The sequence below is a fragment of the Mucilaginibacter sp. P4_D1 genome (genome assembly GCF_056401935.1).
This window is the reverse complement of sequence record NZ_JBFUIJ010000003.1, coordinates 23,059-45,210: the sequence shown is the minus strand read 5'-3', so window position 1 is coordinate 45,210 and position 22,152 is coordinate 23,059. Positions and strand designations below refer to the sequence as shown.

The 22,152-nt window shown below is 42.7% G+C and carries 18 protein-coding genes; 10 read left to right on the top strand and 8 right to left on the bottom strand.

Translation table 11 applies throughout. The features are described from left to right. The first annotated feature begins 124 nt into the window (after positions 1-124). From AC1DV1_RS03985 to AC1DV1_RS03955, 7 genes are all read left to right on the top strand, one after another. Positions 125-1,846, top strand: coding sequence for a M23 family metallopeptidase (locus tag AC1DV1_RS03985; RefSeq protein ID WP_477355590.1), 1,722 nt, complete (start codon positions 125-127; stop codon positions 1,844-1,846). Positions 1,847-1,860: 14 nt separating this feature from the next. Continuing rightward, a complete protein-coding gene (gene bcp / locus AC1DV1_RS03980) occupies positions 1,861-2,322 on the top strand; it encodes a thioredoxin-dependent thiol peroxidase (RefSeq protein ID WP_477355587.1) in 462 nt (153 codons plus the stop codon). A gap of 56 nt (positions 2,323-2,378) precedes the next feature. Beyond that, a complete protein-coding gene (locus AC1DV1_RS03975) occupies positions 2,379-3,224 on the top strand; it encodes a transketolase (protein WP_477355584.1) in 846 nt (281 codons plus the stop codon). Positions 3,225-3,373: 149 nt separating this feature from the next. Beyond that, positions 3,374-4,339, top strand: a complete 966-nt coding sequence (locus AC1DV1_RS03970) for a transketolase family protein (RefSeq protein WP_477355581.1) — start codon at positions 3,374-3,376, stop codon at positions 4,337-4,339. Positions 4,340-4,366: 27 nt separating this feature from the next. Continuing rightward, entirely contained in the window at positions 4,367-4,921 is a 555-nt protein-coding gene (locus AC1DV1_RS03965; RefSeq protein WP_147056474.1) for an RNA polymerase sigma factor, read from the top strand. Between the two features lie 61 nt (positions 4,922-4,982). After that, positions 4,983-5,936 carry a hypothetical protein gene (locus AC1DV1_RS03960; protein WP_477355578.1) on the top strand — a complete coding sequence of 318 codons (954 nt, stop codon included), beginning with the start codon at positions 4,983-4,985 and terminating at the stop codon, positions 5,934-5,936. A 12-nt stretch (positions 5,937-5,948) separates the two neighbouring features. Beyond that, complete coding sequence (locus AC1DV1_RS03955; protein WP_477355575.1) at positions 5,949-6,428, top strand: hypothetical protein; 480 nt, start codon at positions 5,949-5,951, stop codon at positions 6,426-6,428. 163 nt (positions 6,429-6,591) lie between these two features. On the opposite strand, the gene AC1DV1_RS03950 is transcribed toward AC1DV1_RS03955, so the two are convergent. From AC1DV1_RS03950 to AC1DV1_RS03940, 3 genes are all read right to left on the bottom strand, one after another. Beyond that, positions 6,592-7,158 carry an L-threonylcarbamoyladenylate synthase gene (locus AC1DV1_RS03950; protein ID WP_147056466.1) on the bottom strand — a complete coding sequence of 189 codons (567 nt, stop codon included), beginning with the start codon at positions 7,156-7,158 and terminating at the stop codon, positions 6,592-6,594. After that, entirely contained in the window at positions 7,151-8,278 is a 1,128-nt protein-coding gene (locus tag AC1DV1_RS03945) for a glycosyltransferase family 4 protein (protein WP_477355572.1), read from the bottom strand. Before AC1DV1_RS03945 ends, AC1DV1_RS03950 begins: the two co-directional genes overlap by 8 nt. A 79-nt stretch (positions 8,279-8,357) precedes the next feature. Beyond that, positions 8,358-9,173, bottom strand: a complete 816-nt coding sequence (locus tag AC1DV1_RS03940) for a 2,3,4,5-tetrahydropyridine-2,6-dicarboxylate N-succinyltransferase (protein ID WP_090651304.1) — start codon at positions 9,171-9,173, stop codon at positions 8,358-8,360. Between the two features lie 276 nt (positions 9,174-9,449). Here AC1DV1_RS03940 and AC1DV1_RS03935 point away from each other — a divergent pair, with 276 nt between their 5' ends. Together AC1DV1_RS03935 and AC1DV1_RS03930 are read left to right on the top strand one after the other, a co-directional pair. Beyond that, positions 9,450-9,650, top strand: coding sequence for a hypothetical protein (locus AC1DV1_RS03935; RefSeq protein ID WP_477355569.1), 201 nt, complete (start codon positions 9,450-9,452; stop codon positions 9,648-9,650). A gap of 220 nt (positions 9,651-9,870) precedes the next feature. Then, positions 9,871-10,278 (top strand): RNA-binding S4 domain-containing protein, encoded by a 408-nt coding sequence (locus tag AC1DV1_RS03930; RefSeq protein ID WP_477355566.1) that lies wholly within the window; start codon positions 9,871-9,873, stop codon positions 10,276-10,278. A gap of 120 nt (positions 10,279-10,398) precedes the next feature. Here AC1DV1_RS03930 and AC1DV1_RS03925 read toward each other — a convergent pair whose 3' ends face one another. Together AC1DV1_RS03925 and AC1DV1_RS03920 are read right to left on the bottom strand one after the other, a co-directional pair. After that, complete coding sequence (locus tag AC1DV1_RS03925) at positions 10,399-10,878, bottom strand: nucleoside deaminase (protein ID WP_477355563.1); 480 nt, start codon at positions 10,876-10,878, stop codon at positions 10,399-10,401. Between the two features lie 128 nt (positions 10,879-11,006). After that, positions 11,007-11,603: an OmpH/Skp family outer membrane protein gene (locus AC1DV1_RS03920; RefSeq protein ID WP_477355560.1), complete on the bottom strand. Its 597-nt coding sequence runs from the start codon at positions 11,601-11,603 to the stop codon at positions 11,007-11,009. Between the two features lie 324 nt (positions 11,604-11,927). Between AC1DV1_RS03920 and gyrB the strand changes: the two genes are divergently transcribed. Further along, entirely contained in the window at positions 11,928-13,886 is a 1,959-nt protein-coding gene (gyrB, locus tag AC1DV1_RS03915; RefSeq protein WP_477355557.1) for a DNA topoisomerase (ATP-hydrolyzing) subunit B, read from the top strand. 55 nt (positions 13,887-13,941) lie between these two features. On the opposite strand, the gene AC1DV1_RS03910 is transcribed toward gyrB, so the two are convergent. From AC1DV1_RS03910 to AC1DV1_RS03900, 3 genes are all read right to left on the bottom strand, one after another. Further along, positions 13,942-14,382, bottom strand: coding sequence for an aspartyl protease family protein (locus AC1DV1_RS03910; RefSeq protein WP_477355552.1), 441 nt, complete (start codon positions 14,380-14,382; stop codon positions 13,942-13,944). 143 nt (positions 14,383-14,525) lie between these two features. After that, entirely contained in the window at positions 14,526-16,811 is a 2,286-nt protein-coding gene (gene tamL, locus AC1DV1_RS03905) for a translocation and assembly module lipoprotein TamL (RefSeq protein ID WP_477355548.1), read from the bottom strand. 4 nt (positions 16,812-16,815) lie between these two features. Continuing rightward, positions 16,816-22,002 carry a translocation/assembly module TamB domain-containing protein gene (locus AC1DV1_RS03900; protein ID WP_477355545.1) on the bottom strand — a complete coding sequence of 1,729 codons (5,187 nt, stop codon included), beginning with the start codon at positions 22,000-22,002 and terminating at the stop codon, positions 16,816-16,818. Positions 22,003-22,152 lie beyond the last annotated feature (150 nt).

Here is a 22,152-nt window from a genome sequence, read left to right as displayed (position 1 = left end):
ATCACACATGCAAATTAACCAAGCCTGCCATGGAAATCCGCCCCGTCTGGCGGGAAACGCAATTATGCGTCTCTGCGTTAGGAAATAACAACATTATTGAATTAAAACTATTCCGCTATCAAGCATGGTTAAAAAAACAATTATCCTCCTCTCCATAGTATTTTCAGGCATCTACACACACCTGCTGGCGCAAACAGCCACCATACAAAGCACACCATACCCGCAAAATTATTTTCGCTACCCGCTTGATTTACTACCGCATACTACGGCCGGTTCCTTTGGCGAATTACGGCCGGCGCACTTCCATTCCGGGCTCGATTTTAAAACCAACCAGCGTACCGGCTACCCGGTTTACGCGGTAAATGATGGCTATATATCAAGGGTGCGGGTTCAGTTTGGCGGCTTCGGCAGGGCTATTTATATTACGCACCCTAATGGCTATACTACGGTTTACGGTCACCTGCAAGCGTTTACGCCTGCTGTGGCGGCGCTGGTAAAAGCCTACCAGTATGAGCATCAAACCTACGAGGCCGATTTTAAATTAGGCCCAACTCAGGCTGCCGTTTGTAAAAACGATGTGGTTGCCATCTCCGGAAATGCAGGCGCATCTGCCGGCCCGCATGTACACTTCGAGATCAGGGATACACAAACTGAGGAAACCATCAACCCGCAATTGTTCGGGTTAACCATTCCAGACCAGGTGCCCCCTACTATCACCTCTATCGGCATCTATCACCTTAATGGCAACCCCTTTAGCGAAAAAACACCGCGAGAGTTTATGGGTGTTACCGGGGCAGCGGGTAATTATCATTTGACCAAACCACAGGTATTGCATTTAAGCGGTAACGTAGGCTTTGGCATCAATACTACGGATATGAACAGCACATCGGCCAACCACAACGGCATCTACTCGCTGGAGTTGAAGCTGGATGGCCAAACCGTGTACACCTTCGCGGTAGAACGTTTCGCATTCGATCAAACCCATGCCATCAATGCTTATATCGATTATCCATCATACACGCTGGAGCGACGCTGGATGCAAAAATGCTTTATTATGCCGGGCAGTCATATCTCGCTGTACCCGCAATCTGTTAACCGGGGTATTATCACCTTTAATGATAATGCACTGCATGATGTTGAGTACGTTGTTAAAGATGTAGCCGGCAATACATCAACCTTAAAATTAAAAGTGCAGGCAAGCCCGTTTAATGCAACGGCCAACAAAATAGCCGGCACTTTATTTCACTACGATAAAAAGAGCGAGTTTAGTATGGATAAGGTAAAGGTTACCGTGATGCCCGGTAATTTGTATGACGATCTTGATTTTATCTATTCCGTTTCGCCAAAGCCACAGGGTGCCTACTCGTCGTTACACCATATCCATAACCGCCTTACCCCAATACACGAAAATTATGAACTTTGGATAAAGCCCGAAGTTGATTTGGGAAAGTATGCAGATAAGGCCGTTATTGTAAGCACCACCGTGGGCTGCGTTGGCGGCTACTACCAGGATGGCTGGGTAAAAAGCCAGACCAGCACCTTTGGCGATTATTTTATTAAATTGGATACCGTGCCACCGGTGATTCACCCGCTAAATATAAAGGACGGCAGTAATATGAAGGCCGCCCGCACCATCAGTTTCAGGATGAGCGATAACCTTTCGGGCATTAAAACTTACACCGGAACCATTGATAATAAGTGGGTTTTAATGGAATTGGATTATAAAACTAAAATTCTAAGTTATACCTTTGGCGGCGATATTACACAGGGTAAGCATACCTTTAAACTGGTTCTGGTAGATAACAAAAACAACTTTGCAGATTTTACTGCAAATTTTTACAGATAATACCTCAAAAAACTATGTCAACATTAAACGAAGGCGATAAAGCCCCCGACTTTACAGCAAAAGACCAAAACGGAAAAACCGTATCGTTATCTGATTATAAGGGCAAAAACGTAATCCTATATTTCTATCCAAAAGACGATACCCCCGGATGTACTGCAGAATCATGCGATTTCAGGGATAACTACCAATCGTTGCTAAGCAAAGGCTACGAAGTAATTGGCGTAAGCACCGACGACGAAAAATCTCATAAAAAATTTGAAACCAAGTATAGCCTTCCATTTACCCTGATTGCCGATGAAGAAAAATCTATTGTAGAGGCCTACGGCGTATGGGTAGAGAAGAATATGTATGGCAAGCAATATATGGGCACCGCCCGCACTACCTTCATTATTGACGGCGACGGCACTATTAGCCACGTTATCAGCAAGGTAGATACCAAGAACTCATCACAACAAGTGCTCGACTTAGTAAAATAAGTGTTAAAAGAACAATAATTATTTTTACTTTAGCCGTTCAGTTTCCTAAATTAATAATGAAATCAACAATTCAAGACTTAGAAAAAACCGCGTCGCAAATCAGGCGCGACATTGTACGTATGGTACATGGTTGTCAATCGGGCCACCCAGGTGGATCATTAGGTTGCACAGATTTTTTTACCGCCCTTTATTTCGAGGCGATGAACCACGATCCTAAATTCAACATGGATGGTATTGGCGAAGACCTTTTCTTTTTATCAAACGGCCATATTTCGCCGGTGTTTTACAGCACCCTGGCGCACGCAGGCTATTATGATAAAGCAGAACTGGCAACTTTCCGTAAGCTGAATACCCGCTTACAGGGCCACCCCACCACGCATGAGCATTTACCTGGAATACGCATTGCATCCGGCTCATTAGGCCAGGGCTTATCTGTTGCTATTGGCGCTGCTTTGGCTAAGAAACTGAATGGTGATAAATCATTAGTATACACTTTACACGGTGATGGCGAGTTACAGGAAGGCCAAATTTGGGAAGCAGCCATGTTTGCACCGCACAACAAGGTTGATAATTTAATTTCGACTATTGATGTTAACGGCCAGCAAATTGACGGGCCAACCAACCTGGTATTATCATTGGGCGATTTGCATGCCAAATGGGTAGCCTTTGGATGGGATGTTTTGGAGATGAAAGGTAATGATATGGCCGATGTTGTTAAAACATTGGAATTGGCTAAAAGCCGCACAGGCCAGGGCAAACCTATTATGATATTAATGCACACCGAAATGGGTTACGGCGTTGATTTTATGGTTGGCAGCCACAAATGGCACGGTGTTGCCCCTAACGACGAGCAGCTTAAATTGGCATTGGCACAGTTAGAAGAAACTTTGGGCGACTATTAGGCTGTGCATGCTTTTTAGGTTGTACGTGGGACGTTTTACGTTCTACGTTTGCCAGAAAAGCACAAAAAGCCATCAGTTATTGTACCATTTAAATAACACGTAAAACGTACCACGTATAACGTCTCACGTAAAACCCTATCCCAACGGAAATGAAAAAGTATACCTATACAGATAAAAAAGATACCCGCTCGGGCTTTGGCGCCGGGTTGCTGGAAGCCGGCAGAAAAAACGACCAGGTGGTTGCACTTTGCGCCGACCTTATTGGATCGTTAAAAATGAATGATTTTATTAAAGAATTTCCTGAACGCTTTGTACAGGTTGGTATTGCCGAAGCAAATATGATGTGTATTGCCGCAGGTATGACCATTGGTGGTAAAATACCTTTTACAGGTACTTTTGCCAACTTTTCAACTGGCAGGGTTTATGATCAAATTCGCCAGTCAATTGCTTACTCAAACAAAAATGTTAAAGTCTGTGCGTCGCACGCCGGTTTAACTTTGGGTGAGGATGGTGCAACCCACCAGATATTGGAGGATATAGGCATGATGAAAATGCTGCCCGGGATGACCGTAATTAACCCTTGCGATTATAACCAAACCAAAGCGGCTACCATGGCTATTGCCGAATATGAAGGCCCGGTTTATTTGCGTTTTGGTCGCCCGGTTGTTCCTATTTTTACAGATCCTGACCAAAAATTCGAGATCGGTAAAGCGTGGATGGTAAACGAAGGCGCAGATGTTACTATATTTGCCACCGGTCACCTGGTTTGGGAAGCTATTTTAGCAGGCGAAAAACTGGCGGAAGAAGGTATTGATGCCGAGATTATTAACATCCACACCATCAAACCTTTGGATGCCGAAGCCGTATTGAAATCGGTAGCTAAAACAGGTTGCGTGGTAACTGCCGAAGAGCATAACCGCCTTGGTGGTTTGGGCGATAGCATAGCGCAATTGCTGGCTGTTAACAACCCTACCCCGCAGGAATTTGTAGCGGTGAACGATAGCTTTGGCGAAAGCGGCACACCTGAGCAACTGATGACCAAATACGGTTTAGATGCAGAACATATTGTGCTGGCCGTAAAAAAGGTTATCGAAAGAAAAAACAAAAATGCTTAATTAGCATTTAACTATAAAAATTATAAAATGTCGGTGCAGGTAGAAGATTCAGAGATTTTAAGCAAATTCCAGGACGAACGGACGCGTAATGAAGCGTTTAACCTGTTGCTTAAAAAATACCAGCAAAAAATTTACTGGCACGTAAGGCGCATGGTTATTGATCATGACGATGCAGACGACCTTACACAGGATGTTTTTGTAAAAGTTTGGAAAAATCTGCTGGGCTTCAGAAATGACGCACAGCTGTATACCTGGATGTACCGCATAGCATCCAACGAATGCATTACTTTTTTGAATAAGAAAAAACTTAAAAATAATGTTTCGTTGGATGATGTTGCGTATGAACTTGCAGATACGCTTGCAGATTCAAGCTATTTTAATGGCGATGCGGCACAGCGCAAATTGCAGGAGGCATTGCTTACCCTGCCCGAAAAACAAAAGCTTGTATTCAACATGAAATATTATGAGGATATGAAGTATGAAGAAATTTCGGCAGTTTTGGGTACAAGTGTAGGTGCTTTAAAAGCGTCCTTTCACCTGGCTGTCAAGAAGATAGAAGCATATTTAATCTCGAAAGATTGAATTCAGAATTAATTCAGAATTACGTTAAACCTTTTAGCACTTTGTTCATCTATAGTTATGTATGAAAAGCGATATGGACAATAGGGAATGGCTGGATGACTATAAGTCACTAAAGCAGGTTGACGCAAGCAACCCGTTTTTGGTGCCTGCTGGCTATTTCGATGAATTAGCGCAGCACATAACATCACGCATCAGGCTGGAAGAGCTTAAAGGCTCATCCGAAGGGTTTACTATTCCTGAAAATTACTTTGAACAATTAAACAGCAACATACAAAGCCGCATTAATATCCAGGCAGCTTTAGGTACTGAAGAGACCGGTTTTACTACGCCCGAAAATTTTTTTGACGAACAAGCCAGCCAAATCCAAAGCAGGATTGCCATTGAGCAATACGTGAGTAATGACGCTGAAAGCTTTAGCGTTCCCGAAAATTATTTCGAGGAACTGGATAATAACATCCAAAGCAGGGTGGCTATCGAAGAATACTTAGATGGCCAGGATGAAGGTTTTGCGGTCCCTGAAAATTATTTTGACGAGTTAAGCAGCAATATCCAAAGCCGAATAGCGGTAGAGGAGCTAATGAACAATGACGCCGAAATTTTTACGGTACCGGCAAATTATTTTGAGCAGCTAAGCCAAAACATTTTAAATAAAACAGTTAACGAGGTTATAACCGTTGAGTTTGAAGAAACCGACAATGTTATAAGCTTTAAACAGGCTGTTGATAAACGCAGTATTGTGCGCAAGATGCTTGCATCCGGTACATTCAGATATGCTACTGCTGCATGTTTCGCGGTTTTGATAAGTATTACTGTTTTGCTTAAAGGCAATTCTGTACCTGATCATAACCACTCATTTTTACATGAGCAGGTATCATCTGTACCGGTAGATGAAATAAAAAGCTACCTGGAATTGCACAGCGACGCAAGCGACACCCGCACGTTAATAGATGCCAATCAGAAAAGTAATAGTTCCAACGTGGACGAGAATCTGTCGGATTATATAGATGCTAATTAATAAGGAGTTTTAATGGTTAAATTGATCAGGCATATTTTTACGGTACTTTTTTTTGTAGCAGTGGGCTACCAATCGCACGCGCAGGAACAATTGGTACCTGCCGGACGGGTTGCCCCCAATACAAAGCTTAAAAAAGGAACAGGTGCCAAGCTTGAGGCAGCCCGCAACAACTACATTAGCAGGCAGCTTGACCTGAGCGATGCCGAGGGCCGCAAATTTTGGCCGCTATACCGTTCATATCAGCAGGAATTAACAGCTGTACGCATCCTGAAGCGCTTAAACAACTCCAAAGCGGCATCAAACGGTACTGAGCAAATAGATAAAGAAATTTATTACGAAAGCCAGCTGGTGGCCATCCGCAAGCGTTACAGAGACGCCTTTGCTAAAATTCTCCCACCCGAAAAAGTGAGTATGCTTTACAAAAGCGAACAGGAATTTAATGATGAACTTATCAAACGCCTAAGCGAAAGCAGCGAAAGAGCGGGGAATTAGTCATTAGTCATTAGTCATTAGTCATTAGTCATTAGTCATTAGTCATTAGTCATTAGTCATTAGTCATTAGTGGGAAATACTTCTGGCAAAACTTTGTTTTGATTATTTTTCCAAATGTCCTAAGTCTTGAATCTTGACTCTATTCTCTTGACTCTATTCTCCCCTACCTGCGTATAAACTCAAAACTCCCGTCAGGCGCCAGTTTCATGATGGTTGATGGATTGCGGATTTCTTTGCTGTGTTGCTCCAGGTCAACCACATAGTCAACCCCATCGATGATTTCCTGGTCAATTTGCGAAAAATATTGGGGCGAAGGCTTACCGCTGATGTTGGCCGATGTAGATACAAGAGGCTTGCGCAGCCGCTGTATCAATTGTTTGCAAAACTCATGATTGCTTACGCGTATAGCTACGCTCCCATCGGCAGCTATCACAGCAGGCGATAAGTTTTTTGCCCCTGGCATTACCAGCGTTAAGGGGTTTTCGGCATATTCAATCAGGTCATAAGCCAACGGGTTTACTTCCTGTACGTAGCTTTCCAGCTTGTTTTCGGTATCAACCAATATCACCATACTTTTAGCCTCATCGCGCTGTTTAAGGCGAAATATTTTTTTGATGGCTTCGGTATTGGTGGCATCACAACCTATACCCCAAATGGTATCTGTTGGGTACAGGATAATGCCTCCATCTTGTAATACTTTAAATGCGTTGGCAACTTCGTCTCTAAGCATTGTTCAATATATTAGTGTATAGCTGCTGCAATTGCAGCGCCAGTTTATCGTCATTAAAGTTTGCGGCATGTTCAATGCCGCTGGTTGCCATGGTCTGTCTTAAAGCATCATCACCAAGTATCTGGTTCACTTCTTTAGCTAAACCGGCCGCGTCATCAGGGTCAACATATCGGCTGCCGGGCCCGCCGGCTTCTTCCAGGCATGATCCTGTGGCAGCTATAACCGGGGTGCCGGAGTTTAAAGCCTCCAATATCGGAATACCAAAACCTTCGTATCTTGAAGGATATATAAAAACCGACGCTAATTGATAAATGACCGGCAATTCATCAAACGGAATATCTCTTAAAAAAACAACACGGCTGGTTAAATTACCGGCAGCAATGTAGGCGTTTACTTCGTCTGTGTATTTTGTTGGCTTACCAATTACCACTAAAGGGATATCGCCATCAATGTTTTTTAAGGCTATTACCGTTAGCAACAGGTTTTTACGTTCTTCGATCGTGCCTATGCTCAGCAAAAATTTATCGGGCAGGTTGTATTTTAACTTTACCGCGGCTTTTTGATCGGGTGTTTTTGTAACGTCAAATATAACGTCGCAGCCTTGGTAAATTATTTCAATTTTTTGGGGGTTGATGTCTAACAGCTCTACCAAATCGGCCTTGGTTTTTGCGCTTATAGCGATGATTTTATCGGCTACCTTGCAGGCGTATTTTACTTTGGCGAGGTAAATACGATAATTAAACCAGCCAAACTGCTTAGGGTAGCGCATAAAAATAAGATCATGTATCGTGACAACCGACCGTATGCCGCTACCGGCAATGCCCGAGGGTAACTCATGACTAAGGCCATGATACAATTCAATCCCATCGCGCCGCAAATCCTTAACAATTCCTTTGCTACGCCACCAGGAAGTAAAAAATTTGCTGGCAGGCGTTAAAGTAAAAACATTGCCATGATCACCCAAAAACTTAAGTCTTACATTTGGTTTAGCTTTTGGTGTATATAAAAAATAGGCGTTTTCGGGATGGAAATATGCCAGCGTTTTAATAAGCCAGCGGCTGTAGTTTCCGAGGCCCGTATTATTATAAAAGGCCCGCTTGGCATCGTATCCTATTTTCATGTTGTACGTTTTACGTTGTACGTTTTACGTTTACATGCATTTGAAACATGTATAACGTAAAACGTATAACTTACAACTTTTAAACCGCTACGTTATTTTCTCTCAGCGCGTCGTTTAGAGAAGTTTTTTTATCCGTCGACTCCTTACGGGTGCCGATAATGAGCGCGCAAGGCACCTGGTAATCACCGGCAGGGAATTTTTTGGTATATGAACCAGGTATAACTACCGAACGGGCAGGCACACGGCCTTTATATTCAACCGGCGTTGATTGGGTTACATCGATAATTTTGGTTGAGGCAGTTAAAACAACATTAGCACCCAACACGGCCTCATGCTCAACATGCACGCCTTCTACTACGATGGCTCTTGATCCCAGGAAACAGTTATCTTCAATAATAACCGGGGCAGCCTGTAGCGGCTCCAATACGCCGCCAATACCTACACCGCCACTTAGGTGTACGTGCTTGCCAATTTGCGCACATGAACCTACTGTAGCCCATGTATCAACCATGGTACCTTCGTCAACATAAGCGCCAATATTTACGTACGATGGCATCATGATAACACCTTTTGCAAGGTATGCGCCGTAACGGGCAATGCCATGCGGAACTACACGAACACCGTTTGCTTTATAATCGGTTTTTAAATCCATTTTGTCATGAAAAACAAACGGACCAACTTTAATTTCTTTCATGCTGCGGGTAGGGAAATAAAGGATAACCGCCTTCTTTATCCACTCATTCACATGCCAGCGCGTACCAATCATTTCGGCCACACGAATCTCGCCTTTATCCAACCGTTCAACAACGGTTTCAATAGCGGTGATGTATTCGTTATAATTCAGCAGATTCCTGTCTTCCCAGGCATCTTCAATCATTTTTTTAAGATCTTGCATCGGTAAAATTAACTTTTGGCAAATAAAAGGATTTTTAAGGAAAAATACAGGATTAGCTCCAATAACTTATTGCCTTATTGCGTTTGTGCCACGCGACAAAAATATTCAGTCAATTAAAAAATAAACCTTAAGGCAAAATTAAATCAACAATTTTACCAAAGGATAAATGCACTGATTTTTAATGACATAAGTTATATAGTTATGATAAATTAGATTATCATTGTTTTTATAAAACACAAATTTACCAACCTAATCTCCCCCCTGATTATGACTATTATGGCTTTTTTTTGCATTGCTTTGCTGGCAATCTCTTCGTTACTGATTGCCGGGATCGTATTTTTCAGTTTTTTAAAGTGGATCAAAAGAACCTATTATCCAACCTGGAAATTCCCTGATTACATTAGCGTTGGCTATGCAGAATACCTGTACCACAAATTTATAAAAAAAGACCTGGAGGCCTGGCAAAACAACCGGTAGCATTATTAGTTGGATTGCTTAGTTTTGCACGAGTACCGGCTAAAATCATAATCACCGGAACCAGTGTAAATTAATGTCCCATCACCGTAATTTTTGCAAAGATATACTATTTGGCGTTGCTGTTGGCGATGCTTTAGGCGTTCCTGTTGAATTATCGAAAAAAAAATCGACGGATTAGCAGCCAGGTTGGCTAAACTATTGTAGCATAATTGAATAAACAATGGCCGAAAAAGAAAAACTAAGAATTGATAAATACCTGTGGGCTATCCGCGTTTTTAAAACCCGTACCCTGGCATCTGATGCCTGCAAAGCCGGGCGTGTAAAGCTTGACAGCAAAAATATAAAACCTTCATATGAAGTAAAAATTGGCGATACCTACCAGGTATCAAAGGGCCCTGACCGGAAGATTATTAGGGTAACCGGCTTGCTGGAGAACAGGGTTGATGCAAAAAAGGCAGTTGATTATTACCTGGATATAACCCCGGTTGAACAAACCCAGGCTTTCAAATCCATGTTCCAAGCCCCAATACTTAAACGCGACAGAGGCACCGGTCGGCCTACAAAACTCGACCGTAGGGAGATAGACGACTTAAAAGATAATTTTTTCGAGAAAGATGAGGAAGAATAATTTGAAGATGTGAGAATTTGAAGATTTGAAAATGAAAATAAAATACTTTGAAAACCTACTAATAGAGATTAATCAGGCAAGCATTTTCAAATTCTCAAATCTTCAAATTCTCAAATTAAATTAATATTTCGTCTTATTTTCTTCTACCTCCCACAGCTTAAAAGCAGCAATTGCCTCATCGCGTAATAATTGCACAAAGGGTAACTTCCTGTCGGCCATTGGGCTTGCAAGTTCATCATAAATATCATGGTCATCAAAGCCAATTGCTGCGGCATCGGCCTTGGTGTTGGCATAGTAAACTTTATCAATACGGGCCCAGTATATGGCGCCAAGGCACATGGGGCAAGGTTCGCAACTGGTATAAATCTCGCAACCGGAAAGATCATAAGTACCCAACTCCTGGCAGGCCAGGCGGATAACCGATACCTCGGCATGTGCAGTTGGATCGTTTGTAGGAACAACCCTGTTGGCACTACGGGCCAGGATCATGCCATCTTTTGTTATAACGGCGCCAAAAGGGCCACCCATCCCCTGTTTTACATTATACTCGGATAGCTCAATTGCTATCCGCATGAATTTTTCATGTGCCGTGTTTTCCATAGTCCTCTAAATTAAAAAACCTCAGCCGAAGTTGAGGTCCTATTTTAAATTTGAGAATTCTGCAATTTGAAAATTTGAAGATGCTTTTCATTTTCAAATCTTCAAATTCTCAAATTTTCAAATCGATTTTATTTTTTCTCCTTCGCGTAAGCGTCGTTAAGTCTTTTGATCACGTCAGTTGTTACATCTAAAGATGGATCGCCATATAATACGGTTGGGTTTGCTTTTGAGTATAACAACACAAGTTTGTAGCCCTTTTCTTTAGCGTAGGCTTTGGCAAAATCAGCAATTTTATCGTATTGTTTGCTTGCTTCGGTAGCCTGCACGTTTTGAAACTCGGCAGTAGCATTTTGCTGATAGCCTTGTAATTCCTGTTGCTTGCGTTGTAAACGTTGCTCAGTAGCCTGGCGTTGGTCGGCAGGTAAAGTGGCTGCACTTTTTTGATACTCGGCAACTTCACGTTGAAAAGCCTGCCCTTTGTTTTGTAAATCGCCTTGCGAGGCTTTGCCTTTTTCTTCCAGGCGTTTGTTCATATCCTTTGTGTACTCATATTTACTTAGTAAAGTATCTGAGTTGATATAAACAATTGCATCCTTGCCATCACTTACAGTGGTAGCGCCTGAGGCTGGTTTGTCGGCAGTTTTATTTTGGTTACAGGCGGCAATGCTACCTGCAATTAATATCCCGAAGGTGAATTTTGTTAAAGTTGAAACAGTAGTTTTCATTATCTCACGTAAAATTTAAAAAAGTTTGACAAAGATAAACTTTCGTTGCAAGTATCCTAATTAGATGTGCAAATTGCAGATTTCAGATGTGCAGATGATGATCAATTTGAAAATGTTGAGTTTACGATCATCCGATTAATCATCCGCCCCATCTAAATTATTAATCTGCGCATTTGAATATCTGAAATTTGCACATCTGGAAAAACATCTGCACATCTGAAATCTGCACATTTGCACATCTATCCACACCTCGCTTTTTATCCACAATCATTCGTCATTGCCATCAAAAATTCGTACTTTTGAAGGTTGTTGTACTAAATAAATATGAGCGAAGAAAATCAGGACAAATCCAATTATTCAGCAGATAATATACAGGTATTAGAAGGTTTAGAGGCGGTACGTAAGCGCCCGTCCATGTACATTGGTGATACAGGCGTTAAAGGTTTGCACCATTTGGTATATGAGGTTGTTGATAACTCTATCGACGAAGCCCTTGCCGGCCACTGCGACACAATTAAGGTTTTTATATTAAAAGATAACTCGATAAGGGTTGAAGATAATGGTCGCGGTATCCCAACCGCTATGCACACTAAAGAAAAAAAATCAGCTTTAGAGGTGGTAATGACCGTATTACACGCCGGTGGTAAATTTGATAAGGATACTTACAAGGTATCCGGCGGTTTGCACGGTGTGGGTGTTAGTTGCGTTAACGCGCTATCTATCCACCTTACTGCTCTAGTTTACCGCGAAGGCAAAGTGTGGACACAGGAATACTCAGAAGGTAAGCCTTTGTTTGAAGTTAAAACTATTGGCGAAACGGATAAAAGGGGTACTACCATTATATTTAAACCGGATGCTACCATTTTTACCCTTACAACCGAGTATAAATACGATACACTTGCAGGCCGCCTGCGCGAACTATCATTCTTAAATAAAGGCATCCGCCTTAGCTTAACCGACGAGCGTATACCTAACGAGGATGGATCATACCCTACCGAAGAGTTTTACTCTGAAGGTGGCTTACGCGAGTTTGTTAAGTTTTTAGATGGCACACGCCAGTCTATCATTCCCGAGCCTATCTATTTGGATGGTGTAAAGAATGGTATCCCTGTTGAGCTTGCCTTTCAGTATAATGATACCTACTCCGAGAATGTATTCTCGTACGTAAATAACATCAATACCATTGAAGGCGGTACACACGTAGCAGGTTTTCGCCGTGGATTGACCCGGACGCTGAAAGCGTATGCCGATAAATCGGGATTGTTGAAAAACATGAAGATGGAAATTACCGGTGATGACTTCCGCGAGGGATTAACCGCTGTAATTTCTGTTAAAGTACAGGAGCCTCAGTTTGAAGGCCAAACCAAAACCAAATTGGGCAACAACGAGGTGATGGGTGCCGTTGATATGGCAGTAGGCGAAATATTGGGCAACTTCCTGGAAGAAAACCCCAAAGAGGCCAAACTGATTGTAAATAAAGTAATACTTGCCGCTACAGCTCGTGCCGCTGCCCGTAAAGCCCGCGAACTGGTACAGCGCAAGAGCGTAATGACCGGATCTGGCCTGCCGGGTAAATTATCTGATTGTGCCAATAACGATCCATCGCTGTGTGAACTTTACCTTGTAGAGGGCGACTCGGCGGGTGGTACCGCCAAACAAGGCCGCGACCGCGAATACCAGGCTATTTTACCTTTACGTGGTAAAATCCTGAACGTGGAAAAAGCCATGGAGCACAAAATTTACGAAAATGAAGAAATCAAGAACATGTTTACCGGCCTAGGCGTAAGCCGAGGTACACCCGATGATGACAAGGCTTTAAATATCACTAAACTACGTTACCACAAAATCATCATCATGACGGATGCCGACGTGGATGGATCGCACATTACAACGCTGATCCTTACGTTCTTCTTCCGTTACATGAAAGAATTGGTTGAAGCCGGCTATGTTTACATCGCTTCGCCACCATTGTACCAGGTTAAAAAAGGTAAAGAGTTTGAATACTGCTGGAATGATGTACAGCGCGATGCCGCTATACAACGCCTTAAAGGTGCCGGTAAAGAAGATAGCGTACACGTACAACGTTACAAAGGTTTGGGCGAGATGAATGATATCCAGCTTTGGGATACCACCATGAACCCGGCCACACGTACCCTAAAACGCGCCACCATTGAAAACGCAGCAGAGTGCGACCACACCTTCAGCATGCTGATGGGCGATGAAGTAGCACCGCGTCGTGAGTTTATTGAGCGCAATGCTAAGTATGCTAAGATAGATACATAGGAAGATGTGCAGATTTGTAGACTACAGATGTGCAGATACTATTTAAAGATAATGATCAGCCTCGCTTAACGCGGGGCTTTTTTAGTTTAATAACCTGTTTACCATAATCAATCACCGCTCTGTATTTCATCAATATATCGCCGCCTAAAACGCCCAATACCTGTGGATGTCCCATTTGGCCATAGGCTATGTTGATAGTGGATAAATCCAGTACAGCAACTTCAAAATCGTCAACCAATACACTGCCGATTTGCATACCGCTGATTAAAGCGGTGAACGATTGCATAGTATTGGTGCCCAAACCTGTTGACAGCCTGTCACTCTCGGATATAAAAGTTGCCTCACTCGCTTCGGCCAGCATGGTTTGGTCAAAAGCGGTTTTTGATGCACCGGTGTCCAAAACCATAATAAATGCTTTGCCAAACAGGATCACCTCAATTAACGGATGATAGCCATCGTCATGCAGGTCGATGATCTGGAGTGGAATAGATGTCATGGGCAATTATTGAATTACTGATTTATTGATTTACTGATTTATTGAATGTGCAAGTTATAAAATAGCTTTGTTCAGCACCGATAAAAATGGCGCTTTCGCAAACTTGCCTAACTCAATAATTCAGTAAATCAGTAATTCAATAATTAAAACGGATATCCTATTGCCAGGTTAAATACGCTCCTCTGCCAGTCAAGATTCCACTGAGGCTCGCCGGGGCGAACGTATGGTGTACGTAGTGGCACTCCCAAATCGGTACGCAACACCAGCACCGTGATATCAAAACGTAAGCCGAAGCCAACATCAACAGCGATATCATTAATAAATTTCTTACTGAATACCCCCCCCGGCTGCCCTCCGTTTGAATTGAGCAACCAGATGTTACCGGCATCGGCAAATAATGCACCCCTAACTATACTGAATAGTTTTGGGCGGTACTCGATGTTGGCTTCCAGTTTAATATCGCCAGATTCGTCGGGCAGGAAATTACCCTGTGCAACACTTGCTGTTGGGTTAAAATGCCCCGGCCCAATCGACCTGGCCTGGAAACCCCTTAAACTATTGGGGCCACCTATAAAAAACTGCTGGCTGTATGGTAACTGGGTCGAGTTGCCATAAGGCAAACCTACGCCCAGTATAACCCGCGATGCTATGGTACTGTTCGGCCCCGTTTTATGAAAATACCGAATTTCGTTTTCCAGTTTCACAAATTGGTTAAAAGTAGCTCCAAATAGTTTACGCACTTTACCTGCGGTGGTATCGGCACCGGTAACCAGCCCGTACAGATTATTTGACAAGCTTACCTTTCCGTTATAGTACATGGTATTGGTACGGTAGTCGTCTGTAGTATTGGTAAACGTATAGCTATAGCTCGGCCCGAGGATCAATTGCTTATCAATAACATGCTTTAAAGCCGGGTTAGGTAATACACCGGGATGGTTTACGCCCAGCACGCTGTCCTGGTATAGCTTAGATACGCTTAGTGGATTTACAAATTGAAAATTCAGGATATTCAGTTCATGCGTTCGGTGAGCGTTCTCTTTCCAGTTATATCCAAATGTGGCGTTATATGAATTTAGGTTATAAAGCTTTTGCCGGTTAACAATTGTGTAGCCCAGCGTTAAATTCGTATGCGGTATATAGGCATTATCGGCCTTGGGTTCTATCGGGCTTATAAAACGCGGCCACGATAATGTACCTTGAATACCGAACTGGTAAACGTTAAAACCGTTGTTGCCACCGCCTACCTGCACATCAGTACTACCAAAAAGCGTAACGCCCAACGCCTCGGCCCCCATAAAAGCATTCCGGTGTTTCCAACTGAGGTTTACCTGTGTACCTGTATAGTTGGCAGATGTGGTGCGGCCCAGAATTTCAAATTGTAACGATTTGCGCTTATAGGGCGTTAAAAAATAATAAACATCCAGCTTAGGCGAATCGGGGGTTACATCTTCAAACCTGTTTTTCACAAATTTATATGGCCCCAGGTTTACAAACCTGTTTAATGAATTATTATGAACAGTACGGCTGTAAACATCATTAGGGCGTAGCAATACCGTATTGGCAAATGCAAAACTGCTGATGGTTTTTCGGCGTTCCACGATGTTGTACCAGCGGTAATGCTTCGATTTATCCATCATCATCGATGTATCCGTTAACGAATAGTTAGGATAAACATAAATATTACGGATAGTATAAATTTCCTGGGCGCGTTCGGCTATATCGTTTTTAACTTTTACAAAAATATCCACCTGGTGCCCGGCTATCGTACTATCTACCTTCATGATCAAATCTTCGGGTGCAAAAAAGAAAAAGCCTTCTTCCTTTAATTTAGCATCTATACGTATCCGCTCGGTTTTTATCAAATCAAGATTATACTTATCGCCCACCTTTAACAGGCTTTTAGCGGCCGAACCGGCAACTGCGGTATCGATACTTTCGGTTCCTTTGGGGAATACCACTTTCCTGATACGGTACCCAGGCCCTGCCTGTACGGTATAAACTGCTTTGGCTGTTTTACCTTTACTAACCGTATCCCCGGCAACCTGCGCCTGAAAATAGCTTACGTTTTGTAACCTGTTTTGTAGTATTCCGGCATTTTTTTCTACATCAACCGAGCTTATCAACACAGGTGGCTCGCCAAACTTGGTATTTAGCCAATGTGCCAAACCTTTTGTTTTTTTTGTTTTGGTGATGTTATAGATATACAATTTAACCCTCAAACCTAAAATAGAACCGTTTGGATAAGGCCTTAACAACGATGTAAGATCGGTGGTAAGCATGCTTGCCTCTCCCTTTTTTAACGAATCCTTATCTGCAATCTTCACCTCTCCCCCTGTGTATAATTTTTGACCGGGTGCAAGGTATTTGGTATTACTGCAGGCATTCAGCAACACGGCGAGTATCAATAAATATCTTAAATTTTTAATCATGTACTTAGTGTGTAATAGTGCTATCTGCTTTGGCTTTATCTTCGGCGGCTTTATTAGCAGCGTCCTTTTCCTTATCCTTTTCCTTTTCTTTTTGCTCCTGCCTGTATTTACGGCGCATGGCTTTTTCTTCTTCGGTACGCTTCCTGAATATTTCCCGGAAGCGGTTATAATCAACGGTGAGGGTAAATCCTAATCCGGTTTCAATCACCTGCCCTTGTATTACTATAAACTCATCCTTACGGTATGCGCGTAAGCTGTAGCGGCCATCCTTACTTAGTTTATAACCAACAGATACATCTCCGGCTATATTGGTAGCCTTTTGGCCTTGTTGCGCGCCCTCCAGGTTAAAGTTATTGCCAACTGTTACTGTTAGCCTGTCGTTCAGGAACCGTTTAGATAGCCCCACATTCAAGTCCGTTCGGTTTGTGGCCGTACCGGATGAATAGTCCTCGCCGGATGTTAATCCGAAGTTGAGATCGACGCCCTCAATGAGGTTACCGGCCAGTTTATTCAGTTGATCTGACAATAAGCTACTTACACTGCTACGGATGGCGCCTTCAACACCGCCGCCGCCACCCTGGCTTTGCAATGGGTTATCGCCTATAAAATGACCCAATATCAATACACCTAACACCTGTTTGTTTAGTTCATTAGGATCCTGCCTAACCTGGGTAAGGCGTGTATTTACGGTATTGATCACATCCGACGATACGGTATATGTGCTATCGGGCAGTACAATATCAAAGCTGATATCGGGTGTTAAAAGTTGGTTTTTAAGATTAAGATTTACGTTAAATGGAAGCTTTTGCTTATACATGGTTGCATTATCCGAACCGGACAGCTGATTTTCAACCAGGTCAATAGGCGGTACATTGGCTACATAAACGGCAGTCAAATCTATATTGGCACTGGTTGGATCACCTGTCCAAACAATGGTACTGCCTTTTTTAAACAGGAAAGTGCGTTTCACGGTAGCATAAGCCAGGTTATATGATCCGGAATTAACCACATATGTACCTGTTAAATTCGTTTTACCACTTGGGTCGATACCCCCGTTCAGGTTAGCCTCGCCCTTTAAGTGTACCACATCGCCGTTGCGTTCGTCTACCACAATAGTAAAGGCAGCTTCTTTGCTTACCACAATATTTGCCGATAAATCGAGCCCTTTAACATTGGTTTTTTTAAGAGAATCCAATTGCCTGGCCAATAATATCGAATCGAGTTTCGGCTCGTTTTGGTCAATAAACTCTACCACCCCTTTCCTGTCTTCGATGCCGGGGTCATTAGTGGGCAATACAAAAGTCATGTCGGTTTTGTCGTTCACGGTGAGGCTTGCGTCAACCACAGGCTTGTCCATGTTTCCGCGTACTTTTATCCTGGTATCAATATAAAGCTTGCCGTAAAACAGCTTGTTATCGTCTTGCGTAGAATTTACCGCCCTGAAATTTTTGGCGTTAATATCAAGGCCGAACGCATAGTCGGTATAGGTTTTGGTGTACACGCTGCCGGTAACAATTGCCTTGTTCCCGGTAGAATCAACCAGTGTAAAGTCGTTAAAGCGGATGCCCTGGTCATTAAACGTAATACTCTCCTGCGGCATTGTAAAATACGAGTTGAGCATTGATACATTAAACCCAACCTTATTGAAGTTTACATCGCCCCTAATAGAAGGTGCAGTTGTGGTACCGGATATTTTTAACTGGCCCGTAATGTTACCCGATGCGTTGCGGATACTACCAAATGCAAAGCCTTCTATACTTTTCATATTCAGGCTCACGATGTTCAGGTTAAGATCAAACTTGCTTGCGGGATTGGTATAGTAAATACCATCCAGCTTAACCTGGTTGCCTTTGCCGGTAATATCAACTGTTGCTGCATAAGCATCGGCAGTTTGGTTATTTACCTTTAAGGCAATGTTCCCTACGGTATCTCCTTTAAAATTAAAGTCGTTGATGTTGATTGCTGCTGTAAATACCGGTGAAGCCTGGAAATTACTAACCTCTGCATCGCCGTTAATAACCCCGCCTACCTGCAGGCTATCCTGTTTGGCCATTTTGGCAAGTCCTTCTATTTTAAAATTGCTGAACTTAACATCAAGTGGCGCATTAAACTCTTGTGTTTTGCTGTTGATGCTCAATACCTGGTTGCTATTGCTAATGGTAAAGTTATGTGCCAGCACTCCTTTGGGGCCATATTGTAAAAAGTTATCGGCATTAACAGCCCATGGCATATAATCTAATAACAGCCCATCGGGGTTAAAGCTAAACTGATACTCATTTGGTAAAATACTAAACGTGCCGGCTACCCTAAAGCGCTCTTTTTTTGTAGCATCCCTTACTTGTAAACTTACGCCCAGTTTATTGTTTTGCGCGCTACCCGATATGCTGGTATACAACAGATCAACCGATGAACCAACTTTTACCTCATCTACAGATAGATTATAATTAAGCGCATTGTTACCTGTATTTATCTTCAGGCTTCCCTTGTTAACAGTGTTGGTACCGTAAACCACCTTGGGTATCGATGCGTTTACAACCAGTTCGCCACTTTCGCTATTAAAGCTTCCTTTTAACAATACCGGGTCAAGCGTTTTTAAATCGGGCGCAAACTGGGTAAGTAAAGGAGTTTTAACCAGTTTAGCATCAAACACAAATTGCTGCGGCGGATATTTGGCGGCTACGGCGGGTTTAACTTTGCCGGTTTTAACCGTTTTACCTTTCGCATCCTTTTTGGTAATGGCCACCTGCTGCCCGCCCGCAATGGCGGTGTTAAAGTATTTATTAATTACATCCTGCACAGCATCGCCAACCTGGGTAAGCTTGTATTTACCGGCCATATGAGCGCTCATAACCGGTGTTTTTAAACGCAGCGTGCTGCTATCCGCATTAGCTGTCGAGATGAGGCTTATGGTATCTAATCTTATGCGTTGGGTTCCGTTAACCACCAGCAAATCTGTCGCCTTAACATCGGCGTTCAGGTAATCAGGATCGGCGGTTGGCACATCAGCCACTATCTTGCCATGAAACCGCATTTCGCCGGTAGTAAAATTAAGTTTTTTAAGGTTGATGCTGTCAACGGTTAATGTGCCCGAAGCCGAAGGATATTTTTTATTCAGATTGGCTTTGGCATCCAGGCTAAAATCAATATTAGGGTCTTTCATCCGGGCAATAGCCGTGTAAGCGCCATTGTGCGAACTGCCTTTTAAAGCCAGGTTTTTATAGGTATAACCTTTTACGTACGCATTGGCCAGGTTGCCATCAAATTTAATATTGGCTGTTTTGGGGTCAAGGCCATAACCGTCTACATTGGCGGTTAACGTAATTTTACCTACGGTTTGTGGTTGTTTGGTAAGTGCGCCTACATTTAGCTCGTTAACTTTAATATTGGCCTTATAACTTGCCTTTTGCTTGTTTTGTAAGTTTTTTACCGATGCAATAACATCCGCAGCGCCCAGGCTTGATCTGAGGCCCAGCCTGGTGTTAAAAGTATACATCCCACCCTTAAAATTTCCTTTCAGGTTCATATTTTCGGGGATGGTTACGTTTGCCGGGATGCTGCCAGCCGGCGCCAGTTTGGCAATATCGGCGCGGCTGGTGTTAAGGTCATTTATGGTAACATCAAAATAGGCCTTGTTGATATCGGGCAGGCCCTTTAGCTTTGCCGATGCCTTAATGCGGGTGTTGCTTAGGCCGGCAATATCCAGGCTGGGGATATCCAGGTTATTTACCTGCCCCCTTACTTTGCCGTTTATTTTAAATACAGCGCCCGGCGATGATTTAAATGGCTCCATAGCTGCCATTGTGGGCATCAGCAATAACACATCTTTTAAACCCAGGCGACTGCCGTTTAAATCGGCATTAATACCTAACGAGCCAACGTTTTTACTGATAGCAGCGATAGAAGAATAGCGCACCTGAACCGACTTTTGCAGTGTGGTTTGTGGTGTTTCCAATAACAAATCATTCATGTAAGCATTGGTTGGCCCATAAAAGAACGCAGTATGGAATTTATTGATCTTCAATCCGCTTTTTTCGGCGAAGGAAAAGTTATTTATTTTACCAGAAATGGTATCCGATGTATAGGCGATATTTTCCGCTTCAACATTCAGGTCGCGGATATCCATGTGGGCGTAATCCAGGCCTTTGACAATAGCCTTTTGCGCGTTATTATCAAACTTAACATTATTGTTATTTAAGCTGATTTTACCGAGCGTAACAGCCCAGCGCGATGATTGCGGAGCAGCCACAAGGGTATCAAGCTTTTTGGCGGTTTTAACAATGGCTTTTGCAACCGTTTGAGGTTTGGCAAAGCTTAGGGCAGCTTTGGTATCATTCAATTCGATATCTTTAATGCCCACCTTTTGATGTTTAAGGTCTATCTTATCCATATTAACCAACAGCTTGGTTAGGTTAATATTGGCCGTCATTTCGCTGCTTTGATAATCAACCTTTATTTTAGACAGATCTATCTGGCCTAAATTTAAATCCAGGTTCATAGGTTTTACAGCGGTATCTACTTTGGCAGCCTGCGCTATTGATGATCCTGCCGGGGTTTGAATGATACGTGCATTTACACCCGACAAAGTAATTTTAGGTATGGAAAATTTCATTTTATCCATATCAAAATCTTTTATCCTGGTATCAAAATGGCCAAGCAGGAATTTCACATCGTTGCCCGTAGTTACATCCTTGTATTTAACGTTGATCCTATCCAGGTTTACCTTATCGATAGAAAACTTCATAGTAGAGGTTGTGTCGGTAGGTTTCACCTCTTTTTTTTGTTCGCCTGCAAAGGCTTTAATAATATAATCAAAGTTAAAAACACTATCGGCACCCCGGCTTATGTTCGCCGTGATGCCCTGCAGGTTAATTTCATTAACTTCAACCTGGTTGTGCAATAGCTTTAGCATACTGATATCAACCTTCAGTTTTTCGCCGGCTATCAGGGTGTCTTTCTTTTGGTCTTCAAAGTATACATCTTCCAACACCAGCAACTTGGGCAGGCCAAGGCTAATGTGGCCTATTTTAACTTTAGTGTGTATTTTGTTTTGTAAAAAAGTTACCGCCTTGTTTTTAGCAAAATTTTGCACGGCGGGCACCTGTATCAAAATAACTACAAGGATAACCAGTAAAACTACACTCACCAGTATCCAAAGTATTGTTTTGAGGGTTATTCGTAATATTTTTTTCAATTGTATTAATTTTTCAAAGGTGAAGATCGATATGCTTAATATAGTCAAATAATGTGCTAAAGTAACCACCCTCTAAATCTTTCCCGGAAGAGCCGATTCAAAACAAACTTTTTTACCCTTTCCTTTGGAGAGGCCGGGGTGAGGCTCTCT